Origin of the sequence: Bordetella sp. FB-8, assembly GCF_000382185.1 — a bacterium.
GTDB lineage: Bacteria > Pseudomonadota > Gammaproteobacteria > Burkholderiales > Burkholderiaceae_B > Bordetella.
The window spans coordinates 1,846,546-1,859,963 of record NZ_KB907784.1 but is presented as its reverse complement, the minus strand read 5'-3'; the positions used below and the strand labels follow the sequence as shown (position 1 = coordinate 1,859,963).

Genomic DNA, 13,418 nt, shown 5'->3' with positions numbered 1-13,418 from the left:
TAGTAGCTGCCAACGGCCGGCGCGCTCCAACGCGACAATTTACAAGGAAAACCATGCTATACGACTTCACGCTACCCCGCCTTTCCACCCCCTGGTCGAGTTGCGACGATTCCCTGAACTTCACGGTGGAAAACCCTGCCACCCGGCAGTTGCTGGGAACCGTGCGGGGCGGCGGTCCAACCCAGGTCGATGCGGCGGTAAAGGCCGCGCAGCGCGGTTTCGCCACCTGGAGCCGGCGTCCCGCGCGCGAACGCGGCCGTTGCCTGCTCGCCGCCGCGACGCTTCTGCGGGACCATGCGGACGATCTGGCCCGGCTCGAGAGCGCCGAGAACGGGAAGCCGGTGAGTGTCGCACGCGATTTCGACATCGAGATGTGCATTGCCTCCTTCGAATATTTCGGTGCACTGATCGGGAGCCTGCCCCAGGAGAGCCACGATCTGGGTCCCCTGCTCAGCCAAGCCTTCCTGGAACCGTACGGCGTCATCGCCGGCATCATTCCCTTCAACTGGCCCCCCATCCATTTCGGTGCCAAGGTGGCGCCCGCGTTGGCGGTGGGCAACGCGATCGTGCTCAAACCCGGCGAGCAGGCGCCGCTGACAGTCATGCGGCTGGCCGAGATTGTCCAGCAAGCCATGCCGGACGACATCTTGCATGTGGTCCCGGGTCTGGGTCAGACCGGCGCGGCGCTGGTCTCGCACCCGGGCGTGCGCAAGATCTCCTTCACCGGTGCGCCCACGACCGGCAAGAAGGTCGGGGCAGCGGCGGCCGAGAACCTGACGCCCACGCTGATGGAGCTGGGCGGAAAGAATCCGCTGATCGTGTTCGAGGACGCGGATCTGGACCTGGCGGCCCAAGACATCATCGAGGGTGCCTTCTTCAACAACGGCAGCGCCTGCACGGCAGCCTCCCGCATCCTCGTTCAGCGCTCAGTCCATGCGCCGCTGGTGGCGCGCGTCGCGGCGGCGGTCGCGAAGCTTCGGGTGGGAAACGGCGCGGACCCGTCGACGCACGTCGGCCCGATGGTGACGCCGGAGCATCAACGCCGGGTGCTGGACTACATCGCGCTCGGCAAGCAAGAAGGTGCGGTGATCGCCGCGCAGGCGCCGCGACCGCAGGATCCACTCGTCGAGGACGGCTGCTTCGTGCTGCCGACCCTTTTTGTCGATGTCACCCCTGGCATGCGTATCGCGCGCGAAGAGATCTTCGGTCCCGTCACCTGCGTCATCGCCTTCGACACTGAGGTGGACGCCGTGCGCATCGCCAACGACACCGATTTCGCGCTCGTGGCGGGCGTGTACTCGCGCGACAGCGAGCGTGCGCTGCGCGTGGCACGCGATCTCGAGGCCGGCATCGTTTTCGTCAACAACTACAACCGATCCGTCCTCGGCACCGCGTTCGGCGGAACGAAGGCGAGCGGCCACGGCAGGGAGCATTGCATCGACACGCTGAAGGAGTTCGGCTATTCGAAGGTGGTCCGCATGCCGTCGGGCCGCGGCCAGGTCGCCCGCTGGTGGGCCGCCGCCGAGACGATGAGCCGCTGACTCCCTCCCTCCAACCCGCTCTCGAAAGGAAAACGACATGGTCAATCAATGGATCGACGTCCACGCCCACTTCACGCCGCCGATGACGCAGGAGCAAAGCGCGGTGCGCTGGCAACGCATGCAGGAGGCCGACTGGACCGGGCCGAAGCCGCGCGACTGGAATCTGGCCGACACGCTCGACTACATGGACCGGATCGGCATCCAGATGCAGATGCTGAGCAACATCCCCAAGGAGCTCGCCGCGCTCGTGGCGTCGAACGACTTCGGTGCCAGCATCGTCAGCCGGCATCCGTCGCGCTTCGGCCTGCTCGCCGCGTTGCCGACGGATGATCCCGACGCAGCACGGGAGGAGATCGACCGCGGCCAGGGGGTGTTGGAGGCGGACGGTTTCGCCGTCACCTGTTGCTACAACGGCGTGTACCTGAGTGACTCACGCCTGGAGCCGGTCTGGGCCGAATTGAATCTGCGCCGGGCCACCGTGTTCGTACATCCGGATGCCTATGCGCCGGGCACGTTCGGGCGCCCGAGTCCCGTGCTGGACGTCGCCTTCGAGACCACGCGGACGGTGGTGGACATGCTGTACACAGGCGTGTTCCGGCGCCATCCCGATATCCGCTTCGTGCTCGCGCATTGCGGCGCGGCATTACCGGCGATGTCGGGACGGTTGCTGCTACTGGGCACGCAGCCGTGGATTCCCAATCCCCAGCGGGTGACGCAAGACGAGATGCGCCGGCATCTGGCCGCGCTCTACCTGGACACCGCGATGACGGGCTCGGTTCACACCATCGCTCCGGCGCTGGCGATGACCTCGTGCGATCACATCGTCTACGGCTCGGATTGCGGCGTGCCGTGCACGGTGGAAGCCACGGCGGTGGCCAATATCGAAGCGCTGCTGCGCGTGGCCGGGCTCTCGCCCGAGCGGGTCGAGCAGATCGGCAAGAACGCCCTGAGGCTGTTCCCGGACGCGGCGCGGCGCATCGAGCGGGCGAGCCACACAGCGCGGTCCGCGTGATCGCGCGAAGGTCGTTCGCCGCCGCGGGCGGCGGGCGTCAATCCCGCACTTCGAACCCCACCCGCATGCTCGACAGAAGGCCGGCACGTTGAAGGACGCCCAAAGCGACTTCTGACATTCCGTCGCCGAGTGCACGCTAGACGCCGCGCTCCAGGCCGCTATGGCTGGCCACCGGGTCTTTTACGATGACGACAAGCTGTACCTCGTCGTCGATCGCACGACGCTGTGGGGAATCGTAGCGCGGGCCAAGACCTGCACCGACAAGGTACAGATCGTAGTGGCGCTTCAAAATGTCGAGCATGCTTCGTTCAGTAGGCTCGGTGAGCCGACCTGAACCGCAACATGGATGCTCAAGACTTCCAGCCTACGCTAAAGCGCCAGCAGGTTCTCGCGTGCATGGCCACTCACTGGGGCGGCAAGTGGCGCGAACGTTGCTGTCGGGCATCGGCATCCGACGGCGCAGTCATGAGGCCGTCGAGCAGCAGCTTAGTTAGACGTTTGGCGAGAGCCAAGTCACCTGCTCGGTGCGTGCGGCAAAAACCCGCGATCGCCCAGATTAGTTCCCATGCATCGACTTCGGCGCGGACGGCGCCCGAGGCCATGGCTGCCTTCAACAGCCCGTCCAACGGTGGCGTCAGGCGATCCTCGAAATATGCTGCGAGACCTTCGAAGCTCGGATCGCCGCTGTGAACTGCCGCGGCCAGTCCGCGCTTCGTGGCCACCAAGTCAATATAGCCGTCGATCCAGCGCTCCAAAGCTTCACCAGCCGGAAACTGGCTTGCCAGGGCGTCCGCGCGCGCAGCGCAGGCGTCAACTTCATGCCGGAAAACCGCAGCGATGAGGTCTACGCGCTTCGGGAAGTGTCGATAGATGGTTCCGACGCCGACACCCGCCTGCTCTGCGATCTCGCGGATGGGCGTGTCCACGCCTGACTTGGTGAAGAGGGCCCTCGCGGCGGTCAGCACCGCCTGGATATTGCGCTGAGCGTCGGCGCGAACGGGGCCGAGTCGCTCGGTCGACATGCCATCTCTGTACTTGGAGTCCACGTTGCCCACGCTACCTCTCGAGGTCGGTTGTTTGACAAGCGGACGATCGTTCCGTATAAACGGAACTCAGTTCCGTTTTGTGGTTGCTCGCCATTTGCTTTGGTTGTTGGCGATCGTAGCAGGGCCGGGTCAAACGTCACCAAAGGAGAGATTCAAAATGCGAGTCATGGTAACAGGAGCCTCAGGCTTCATCGGTATCCATCTGGTTCCGGAACTCATTCGCGCGGGCCACCATGTGGTCGCCATGAGCCGCTCGGAGGAGAGTGCAGAGTGCCTACGCCAAACGGGAGCGGAGGTCTTTCTTGGTGACGTGAACGATCTCGACCGCTTGCGTGCCGGGGTACAGCTCGCCGATGGTGTCATTCACCTGGCGTTCAACCACGATTTCACGAACGTCAGGCAGCACAGCGAAGAGGACCGAAAGGTCATTGAGACCATCGGCGAGGCGCTGGCCAAATCGGATCGGCCGCTCCTCGTGACCTCGGGCACCGGCCTCGCCAGGGCCGAGGGCGGGCGACCGGTGAGGGAGACCGACGGCTACGATTCCGCGACGAAGTCGCCACGCGCAGCGACCGAGGAAGCTGCCGATTCCGTGATCGCCATGGGTGTGCGGACGATGGTCATGCGCTTGCCGCAGGTACACGACACCGAGCATCAGGGGCGCATTGCACTTCACATTCAATTGGCGCGCCAGAAGGGCAAGGTGGCATATATCGGCGAGGGCACGAACTGCGTACCGGCCGCCCACGTGTCCGATGTGGTCCGTTTGTACAGGCTTGCACTCGAAAGGGGGGAACCAGGGCGTCGATATCACGCAGTGAGCGAGATTGGAGTAAGCCTGCGCGACATCGCGGAGGTGATTGGCGAGAGGCTGAACCTGCCGGTGGTTTCGCTCTCGCCTGAAGCGGCGCACGATTATTTCGGGCCGATGTCCGCTCTCGTCGCTCTCGATCTCTCTGCCAGCGGGGACTGGACACGAATGTCGCTCGGGTGGAACCCCGAAGGCCCAGGTTTTTTGAACGATCTACGCGCCCTGAAAGCGTAGTGGCCAAGCATTTCGTCGCTCCTGGCATAGGCTGGCTGGTGCGGACCAACTTCAATGCCTCGGAGTACGGCATCACGCCGGCCATTGCCGAGAAGATGGGCTACAAGCGCGAACTGGAAATCGCCTCCGAGTCGCTGCGCAAGATGCATAAGCGCGGCATCCGCATCCTGCCGGGTGGCGACTACGGTTTCGCGCTGTGTATGTCAGCTCAGGGTCGGACAGCGACTTTTTCGAGATGACGAAAATCGAGCAGGCATAATCGGTCGGAGTGCGGCCAACATGCGACGGTCGCGAGAGACAGCGCTCGGACATTCAGGTCTCGGCAGCACACTTCAAAGCGGCCATCCATCCCATTCTCAAGTTTGGCGCGCGGATGCCGTTGAGGCAGTTAGGGTGGTCAACCGCTAGGGTGCTAAGGAGGATTGATGGAGATACTGGAAGCATATTGTGCGGAGCTTGGCAAAGTCGTTGATATCTACGATGCACAGAAAGCGTACTTTGCCTTGCCGGAAAATCGCCGAAAGCGATTCATCTTTCGATGCTCCGATGATGCTTGTCGAGCAGAAAAAAATCCGCTCGTGTCAGGTGTCAACTATGACAAGTTGATTGAGGAAACCGAGAAATATCGTCAGATTCACTTTCGAGCGCCGTCCGGAAATCCGCATCTTGAAACGTGCATCTGGGTGCAGGGGCATGCGCAGCGTCGAGCTAACGGCGGTGACACTGACGGCGATCCGAACCCTCGGGTGGAGCGATCCAAGTCGACCAACGTGATCGACGTATTCCGACCGAAAACCTCTGACTCGACGGCTGATGCGCCATCCGGCAAACAGGTAACTAATTCTCCAGTAGATCGCGAACCACTGGATGTGAATCCATCGTCAGGCGGCGGTGCCCGTGCACGCGATGGCTACACCAGTACGTCGCGTCTGGAACGCTTCATCGATTGCTGGGCACAGTATGAAGGCGATGAGCTCAAGGAGTGTCAGGTAGTCATTGAGGGAAAAACTCTCAGCTATCGTCAAGCCGTTTTACGCCCGGATTGGATTACGCCGGATGAGAATGGTCGCCGGATCGTGTACGGTGGCGCACGCGCCAAGCTTTGGCCTGAAGACACGCCGAAGCGGCTATACATCAATTTCATGGGCGAGTGCGAAAATTTCGATGAAAACGAAGGCGGCCGTTCGCTTACGATTGATTTGCCTCTGTCGCGTATTCATGCTTATAGCGGAGGTGCTTTGCTGATGAAAAAGATCGAACAGGCCCAAGCCCCTAAGCATTATTTGAAAGTCTATTTTTGGGGAACAATTAACGCGCGTGATCAACGATCAGGTTACGTCGTCGAAATTGAGGCACTTGACAATTTGGTACTCAAGGCTATCGCACGACAGTCTGACTCTTGAGTTTTTCCACTACGCATGGCCGTTGTGCACTCGAATCCCGCCGCTGTGATGCAGTCTTGCACCCAAAGGCCGCAACGGGTCGGGCTGCGACCTTTCCGCGACGAAGAGCGTCGAGTCGATCTCATTGGTCGGAGAGCGGCCAGGATCAGCCGTTGGCCGGTGACTCGCAAATGTCTGGTTCAGGCTGGATCTGAGTCACTCGCCCTGCGCACCACGAACGGCTGCGTTAGCACAAACCGGTCATTGATCGTCATAGCCGCTCGACCGACGCAACTCACGCAGCGAAGAAGTAATCAATTGACCGGCGCCGCAGTCGAAACTGCTGCTTTGGACTTCTTCTGCGCAGCGTCGTAGTTCTTTACGAAAGCCATGAACGCGCCGTAGACGTCCTTGGCGGGGGCAGAGGGATCAGGCTTGCTCGTCGACGCGAAGATGTCGTAATACACAGTGAACCTTGTCTCGTCCGCGTCCCAGTCCTGCTGCCAGATCTCCTGATACAGCTTCTTCTTTCCTCGACCGGTCGGGCCAGCCGTATGTGTCCTCTTCAGTATCTCGGAGAAGCACAGCGAGTTGACAGCATGAATCAACGCCTGTAGTGCGTCGGCGATCTCTTGTAGTTGTGCAACTTGAAGGGCCAACGGCTTCTCGAGCAGTGGCTTGTGCTGTTCAATTCCGAGTCGGAGGGCCTGCTGGCTGCCGAGTTTGCCGAACCGATGAATGCCGCAATGGCGCACCTGGCTGATCGCCTCAAAGTTCTGGAACAACTGCTGAAGCGAGTCAGGAACCTCAATTCCGCACAGGGAGCGCAGTTCGCTAAAGACGTTCTTGGCCGATGCGAGCGAGACGTCTTCGAGTAGGGACTCAGGAAGCAGCGCGGGTTCATGATGGATCGCGGCGCCATATGTCACTGTTCGCGTTGCGGCGTTGGCCTCACACGCGGTGTCTTGACGAATCAGGCGCCGCAGTAGCGAACGGAAATAGCCTTCTGCTGCTGAAACCATGCCTAGGTACACCAGTGACCCGAGCATCGGCACGTATTCCTTGCGCAGTTCTGCCTGCAGGTACAGCTTATTGATCTCAGCAAGGTTCCGGCGGAACTCGTCGATTGGTGACTCAACCATTGGTATGTGCGCTGCATCGAACCACTTGGCCGTGTCTAGCTTCGTTGCGGTTGGTGCTGGAAAGGGTGTGATCGTTTCCAACATACTCGTGGCGTTCTTGCTCATGGTCACGACAGGTACTCGTCAAGAAAAGCTTGAACAGCATCAATGATGGTCTTGGCGCGCACTTGGCCAACGCGATGAATCGTGCGCAGCGTAGTTCCTGGGTCCTGCAGAGCGATGAACTCGCCAACCGTCCGCGGCAACGTGTCTGAGCTGCTGAGTTTTTCTCGTTGCCATGGCGTTAGCCCCGGCACATCGGCGAGTCGCGCCAGCATGAGCCTTTCGTACGTCGATTCATCAGTGAGCTTCTCCCCACAGTTGAAGCAGTACTTAGCGCCCTCTACGCGCTTGGTCTGGCAGTTAAGGCAGTTCGGAAGGTCCAGGCACAGTGCTTCAAGCGTGGTCGAATCCAGCAGAGTGGACATCGATCGACGCACGGGATGTTTCTCGTCAGGACGGGACAGCATGTCGACCGCAAACCTCGGCGAGAAGCCGCCCTTCTTTGCGAAGGTGCGACGTGCCTGCACAGCTGCCAGGTGGGGTACAAGTCGCACGTAGTCGCGATCGCCGTGGGAGACACCTGAGACTGCGTAAACCATGCCAGCCTCTTGAAGCAGCAGGAGCATGCGCTGTACATACGGCTTGTCATTGACGCCCGACGCATCGATCCCGATGTACAGCTGGCGTGTCTTGCCTTCGAGTAGAAGCTGGTTGGCGTCATAGACGCTTTCAACCATCTTGTCTAGAAGCTGCTTGCCGACGCCAACGATGCTGGAGAACTGGGGCTTCTTGTCCTTTAGCGTCAGGTACTCGCGTACGCGGTCAGCAAGAAACTCGTCGATGGTGACGTTGAAAGTGCTCTGAGCCGTCCCTTGGCTCTTCACATTCTTCAGGTAGCTCCGGACCAACGTCATGAACGCGCGGGGGACCCCGAAGGCGCAGTAAGCGAGTAGCTCTCGGATGTCATTAGGAACCAAGGACATGTCTGGAAAGCGCTTTGCGCCAATGTCCAGCATGAAGGGCAGGTAGTCTTGGTCGGTGACGCGCTTCCAGACGAAGATTGTGTCAGCCTCGTGCCCCGCGTGGAAGTTGGGGCCGTACTCCGTCGTGCCCGGGTAGACCGACGCCTTCGGCGCGATTCGGGCAGCTTTCAGCGCCCTATAGATATCGAAAAAGTGAGACAAATACTCGGGAGTGAGAGTGAGAGCTGCATCATCGAGCAGCAGCACAATCCGCCGACGTCCGAGCGTGTCTGCGCTGCGGAGGAGCAATTGCTTGACTCGGTCGATCGTCAGCCGGCTGGCGACCTCGTCGAGTTCCGTGCTCAGAGGCTGGTTCTTCTCGTAGGCACCGATGAGGTCCCGAAGCTCTGTCTCGTTGAACTCCAGAAGCGCGTCGATGTCGATAGATCGGACGAGGCCTTGTGCGCTGAACGCCTCGATGGACTCGTGGCAGCCAACCATGACGTTGGCGAGCACCCAAACGTAGAACGTCGACATGGCCTCTGGCCGACGACGCAGCAAGGGCTCCAGCGTGTAGTATCGATTCAGGTTGATGTAGACCGCCAAGGGCAGATCCGGATCGGTGATGCACTGCGTAAAGGCAAAACGCATCAAGTGCGTCTTGCCGCAACCGCGCGGGCCTACCAGCAGCTTTGCGCCAGGCCCCGTAAGTGAATGGATCCACTCTTCCGCGTCGTTTGTCACCGCCGTACTGGAGGGAAATGCAGCAAGCGCCAGATGGTCTGCACGCTCTTCATATTGTTGCTCGACTTCGCGCTCTTCGTCTAGTGTCAGAGAGGGTGCATTGTCCAGGGCTGAAGTACTCATGTATGCGTCACAGGTTGGGTGAGCCGACTGAGCCTGGGATAGGCTCAATCAGCAAAGGGGCGAACAGCGAGGCTTTAACAATAGCCATGACGCACAGCGGTCTTCAAAACTGAATCTCGAGCAGGTTTTGCTTGGACAAGAAGCGCGCCGCAACACCATGGGCCGAGGTCGCCCGTGCGCGCTGGCCTGCCTCACTTTCGAGGAACCTGTAGAGCCGCTCGCGGTGCTCCTCGGTCGTGCGCAGTGCAAATATGCAGTCGCTGATAACGCATGGACCGTGGACCACCAGGGCAAGGCGATTCTCTAGATTGCGACCTACGCGCGCTAGGAGGATGTCACCAGGCCATGCCAAGTAAGCGTTACGGCTAATCGTCTTGGCCGCACGGTTGCTGAGTGAAAAACGCTTGGGCACGACGCGAATGGTGTTTTCGCCATCTGGCTTAGCAAAGTCACCAAGGTGAAAAACGGCGGTAGGAAACCCCCCAATCTCGGAAGAGCAAATTGATCCACGAACCACATCGGTCAGGGCGTCGCCTACTTGAATCCGCCGATACCCGTCTTGCAGGTGATGTGCAGAGATCGCTTGCGCATGGAAAGCATAGTCCATCCGTTTGGCGGCAAGTTCCTGCGGAACGTCGACTGTGGGGCTTAGCTGGCCGTCTGGGCCCATCTGGCGAAGCGTCAGCTGGTCAGTCTCGCCGGCCATCTTGGACAGCACGGCCAGATAGGTTTGGGCTTCTGTGCCTTTGAAGATTCCTCGCGGCAACTGTACGACCTGCTCAATCAGATGTTGGCGCAACAGCGCACGCCGCACGCCGCTGAACCGTTCGGCGGTAACTAGGCCGTCAGGTAGGATCAAACCCAGCTTTCCCTTACGGCGCAGGAGCCGAAGGTTCTGCGCGAGGAACAGCAGATCCGCTCCAGCATCGTGCAATGAGGCCAGTGTTCCTGAAAGACCGGCGTCTTCGAGGATGCTGCCAAAGTCGGCGCGCCAACGTGGCCGGATGTAGGGCGGATTGCAAACTGCTACATCAACGGTGCCCAGACGCAATCCGATCTTGTTCGGCAGGTCTTCGTCGAGCGCATCGTGCACAAAGTGGCTGTGCTGGGTGGGCTGGCCAAGACTGTGCGCACTCTCCCGTTCAGAGGGGTACTTGTCGGTATCGACGGTGATGAGTCGGGCGGCTTGCCAGCGGCTTGCTGCGGCGGCGCATAAGGCTCCTGAACCCGAGCCCAGTTCGAGGACCAGCTTGGGCTTTGGGACGTTGATGCGCTCAATGAGGGAGCGGCTGACCTCGGGGGAGGTGTAGTACCGTCCCCAAGGATCTGATGTGCGCCCCGATCTCGTTAGGTGGGGACCGGCATAGCCTGTTTCTGCTGTCATCTTACTAGTCTCATGCAACGCCGCTTGGTAGAAGAAAAGCGGTGGCTTATTCTTTGACTGCATGTCCGAAAAGTATATCGCGTCTGGATAGGGCGTCCTATGTCAATAGACCATACGTGAGGTGTCGCACGAACTTAGTCGATGACCGCAATGTGTACATGACCGCACGCACGATACAGGAAGGCGAATGGCTGAGATCGCTGCAAACCCGACATTGACCATCGAGACGTGAATGGCGGTAACGGGTCGATATCGGCCGATCATGCGAGACGGCTCTCCGATAGTATTCACATGAAGCTTCGTAATGTCCGAACGGATTGCACGCAAGCTTGTCGGCATATTTTTCCCCTTGCCCTAAATCGCAGGTCCCTTGAGCTCGATTTGATTTCCGTCGGGATCGAAGCAATAGATCGAAAGTCCTTCGCCTTCCGCACCGTATCGCATCACGGCCTTGTCCGCGGCAATCCCGAAAGCTTGTAGATGTTCGAGGATGGCGGTTTCATCGAACGGATCGACTCGCAGGCAAAAATGGTCGAGATTGCGCCGCTCTTTGCCTGGGGCTTCGCCGCCGGCGGCGCCCAAGGGGCCTTGCACATCGACCAGATCGATCATGGATCCACCGGCGCCCAGATGAATCATGGCGTATTTATCGTTCTTCTTCTTGACGGAACAGCCCAGTACCTTCGTATAGAAATCCACGCTACGCGCCAGGTCCCGAACCCTGAGGACAACGTGGTCCAAGTGCTTAATCTGAAATGCCGGCATGATTATTCTCCTGGGGTGAGACGAACTTGGCGCAAGACGCCGGGCGGTCAACGCCTGCTGCGGATCGAAAACAGCCAAATGGCACGGTGTGCTTTATCGGTTTGCTTCAGGCAGCCGCGAATCGCGAATCCCATTGCCGACTACGCTTGCGTCCCATTCCATTCCGAAACCATGGGAACGTTCAGGCCATCCACCTCGGGCAAATCGAGGCCGAATTGCTCGGCGAGCAATGCGCGCAAGGCAGCGCGATCGGCCAACTGAAACGATTGCGTCTGATCCCCCTGGCGCACCGCGACGTAGCGATTCATGACGCTGACGCGTCCATCGGGTTTGAACAGGCTCAGGAACAGATTATTGACGAACGGCGAGCTCGGGTGCGTGGCCGTAAAGTGATTGGCCATGTCGAAATCGACGGGAAGATCGTGTTCAAGCGTCGAAACCCAGGCGTCCGCGGGCTCGCTACCCAGGCGGTGCCGCAAAATCCAATCGTTATCCTTGCGATACATCCAGTGCGTCGTGTCCGCCGGACCGGAGCTTCCGCAGTCCACGAGCGGCACCGGGAACATGGGGGCGGGCCCGCCAAAGCCTGGGTCCAGAACGTAGGTTCCCTCTTCGACGGCGACGGTCAGGAACATATGGGTTCGCGGAGATTTCTGGCGCGGGGACATCAGCAGGACGCGCGCCGAATGCCGGGCAGGCTGGAATCCAAGCGCCTCAATCGCCGCCGCAAACAGCGTCATGTGCTCGAAGCAATAGCCGCCGCGCCGCGAGCGCACCAGCTTTTGCTGAAGACTGTCCAGATCCAGCCGCACGGGGCGGCCGAGCAGGACATCGAGGTTTTCGAACGGGATATGCCTCATATGCGCCCGCATCAGCCCATCCAGCGTTTCGAGCGAGGGCAAAGCATTGCCGCACCAGCGGATGCGTTCGAAATAAGCGTCCAAATCGAAAGCGGTCGTCATCTTCGGGCCTTCCTGATTACCGCGCACATCGCGCCAGCGGTAGCGCAGGTCAATACGCCGCCTGGTAGATCGCAAACGCATCGGCGCGCGTCACGTCGCGCGGGTTGTTCACGAGTAAACGCGTCTGCAGCATCGCGTCGTCGGCCAGCCGGCCCAGGTCGCCCTGGGTCACGCCCACCTCCGACAAACGCGAGGCAATGCCGGTCTGCGGCGACAGCCCGGCGCAATAGTCGATGAACGCCGCGCAGCGCTGCATGCTCGTGCCCGCGCTGCCCGGCACGACGATGGCCGCAAGCTCGGCGTACAGCTCGCGCGCCGCGTCCGCGTTAAAGCGCAGCACGTGCGGCAGCACCAGCGAGTTGGACAAACCGTGCGGCACGTGGAAATGCCCGCCCAGGGGATAAGCCAGCGCATGCACCGCCGCCACCGGCGCATTGGCAAAGGCCTGGCCGGCCAGCATCGCGCCCAGCAGCATGGCCTCGCGCGCCTGGCGGTCGTGCGGATCGCGGCAGGCTCGTAGCAGATGCCCGGACAAGAGCGCCAGCGCCTGTCGCGCCAAGCCGTCCGACAGCGGGTTCTTTTTATGGGCGCTGGTGTAGGCCTCGATGGCGTGCACCATGGCGTCGATGCCGGTGGCGGCCGTCACGGGCGCGGGCAGGTCCAGCGTGAGCTCGGCGTCCAGCACGGCCATGTCGGCGTACAGGTGCGGCGACACCACGCCTGCCTTGGTCGTGGCGCCGGTAGTCACGATGGAGACGCAGGTCACCTCCGATCCCGTGCCCGCCGTGGTGGGCACCTGCACCAGCGGCAGGCGCGGCCCGCGCACCTTGCCCACGCCGTACATCTCGCCCAGCGGCTGATCGGACGTCGCCAGCACCGCGATGAGCTTGGCCACGTCCATGGACGAGCCGCCTCCCAGACCCACCACCACCTCGACCCGCGCCTGGCGCGCACGCAGGGCCGCGTCCAGCACCACGTGGTCGGGCGGATCGGCGATCACGTCGTCGATGAGCGTGACCTGCCAGCCCTGCGCGGCCAGGCTGTCGAGCGCGGGCTGGATGAGGCCGCAGGTATTGAGAAAACGATCGGTAACCACGCACACCCGCGCCCGTGCGGCATAGCGGGCGCGCAGCAGTTCGCCCAGGCGGCGCGCGGCGCCGTAGGACAGGGTGATGTGCGCAACGGTCTGGAATTCGAAATCACGCATGGCGGCCTCCTCTTTTAAGAGGCTAAGAATACTGCGACTGCCTTGCGCGCCGATTTGTGCA

The 13,418-nt window shown here is 61.0% G+C and carries 12 protein-coding genes and 1 pseudogene; 5 read left to right on the top strand and 8 right to left on the bottom strand.

Translation table 11 applies throughout. The annotated features are described in order from the left end of the window. Positions 1-53 precede the first annotated feature (53 nt). Together H143_RS0108900 and H143_RS0108895 are read left to right on the top strand one after the other, a co-directional pair. Positions 54-1,541 carry an aldehyde dehydrogenase gene (locus H143_RS0108900; protein ID WP_019937888.1) on the top strand — a complete coding sequence of 496 codons (1,488 nt, stop codon included), beginning with the start codon at positions 54-56 and terminating at the stop codon, positions 1,539-1,541. A 37-nt stretch (positions 1,542-1,578) separates the two neighbouring features. Beyond that, positions 1,579-2,553 (top strand): amidohydrolase family protein, encoded by a 975-nt coding sequence (locus H143_RS0108895; protein ID WP_019937887.1) that lies wholly within the window; start codon positions 1,579-1,581, stop codon positions 2,551-2,553. Positions 2,554-2,689: 136 nt separating this feature from the next. On the opposite strand, the gene H143_RS22435 is transcribed toward H143_RS0108895, so the two are convergent. After that, entirely contained in the window at positions 2,690-2,854 is a 165-nt protein-coding gene (locus tag H143_RS22435) for a hypothetical protein (RefSeq protein WP_155803359.1), read from the bottom strand. Between the two features lie 103 nt (positions 2,855-2,957). Continuing rightward, entirely contained in the window at positions 2,958-3,575 is a 618-nt protein-coding gene (locus H143_RS20320) for a TetR/AcrR family transcriptional regulator (RefSeq protein ID WP_019937885.1), read from the bottom strand. Between the two features lie 181 nt (positions 3,576-3,756). On the opposite strand from H143_RS20320, the gene H143_RS0108880 reads away from it, so the two are divergent. The 3 genes and pseudogenes from H143_RS0108880 to H143_RS22950 all read left to right on the top strand — a co-directional run bounded on the left by H143_RS0108880 (position 3,757) and on the right by H143_RS22950 (position 6,047). Continuing rightward, positions 3,757-4,644, top strand: a complete 888-nt coding sequence (locus tag H143_RS0108880; RefSeq protein WP_019937884.1) for an SDR family oxidoreductase — start codon at positions 3,757-3,759, stop codon at positions 4,642-4,644. A gap of 5 nt (positions 4,645-4,649) precedes the next feature. Then, a pseudogene (locus H143_RS0108875) lies at positions 4,650-4,838 on the top strand (amidohydrolase family protein); the annotation flags it as partial. A gap of 231 nt (positions 4,839-5,069) precedes the next feature. After that, positions 5,070-6,047 (top strand): hypothetical protein, encoded by a 978-nt coding sequence (locus tag H143_RS22950; RefSeq protein ID WP_231378488.1) that lies wholly within the window; start codon positions 5,070-5,072, stop codon positions 6,045-6,047. A 293-nt stretch (positions 6,048-6,340) separates the two neighbouring features. Here H143_RS22950 and H143_RS0108865 read toward each other — a convergent pair whose 3' ends face one another. From H143_RS0108865 to H143_RS0108840, 6 genes are all read right to left on the bottom strand, one after another. After that, positions 6,341-7,279, bottom strand: a complete 939-nt coding sequence (locus H143_RS0108865) for a hypothetical protein (protein ID WP_231378487.1) — start codon at positions 7,277-7,279, stop codon at positions 6,341-6,343. Then, the gene (locus tag H143_RS0108860) at positions 7,276-9,039 is read right to left on the bottom strand and encodes an ATP-binding protein (RefSeq protein ID WP_019937880.1); all 1,764 of its coding nucleotides are present in this window, start codon (positions 9,037-9,039) and stop codon (positions 7,276-7,278) included. Before H143_RS0108860 ends, H143_RS0108865 begins: the two co-directional genes overlap by 4 nt. Positions 9,040-9,142: 103 nt before the next feature. Further along, positions 9,143-10,423, bottom strand: coding sequence for an SAM-dependent methyltransferase (locus H143_RS20315; protein WP_019937879.1), 1,281 nt, complete (start codon positions 10,421-10,423; stop codon positions 9,143-9,145). 354 nt (positions 10,424-10,777) lie between these two features. After that, entirely contained in the window at positions 10,778-11,188 is a 411-nt protein-coding gene (locus H143_RS0108850) for a VOC family protein (RefSeq protein WP_019937878.1), read from the bottom strand. A 140-nt stretch (positions 11,189-11,328) separates the two neighbouring features. After that, positions 11,329-12,150 (bottom strand): arylamine N-acetyltransferase, encoded by an 822-nt coding sequence (locus H143_RS20310; RefSeq protein WP_019937877.1) that lies wholly within the window; start codon positions 12,148-12,150, stop codon positions 11,329-11,331. A gap of 49 nt (positions 12,151-12,199) precedes the next feature. Continuing rightward, positions 12,200-13,357 (bottom strand): iron-containing alcohol dehydrogenase, encoded by a 1,158-nt coding sequence (locus tag H143_RS0108840; RefSeq protein WP_019937876.1) that lies wholly within the window; start codon positions 13,355-13,357, stop codon positions 12,200-12,202. Positions 13,358-13,418: the final 61 nt, after the last annotated feature.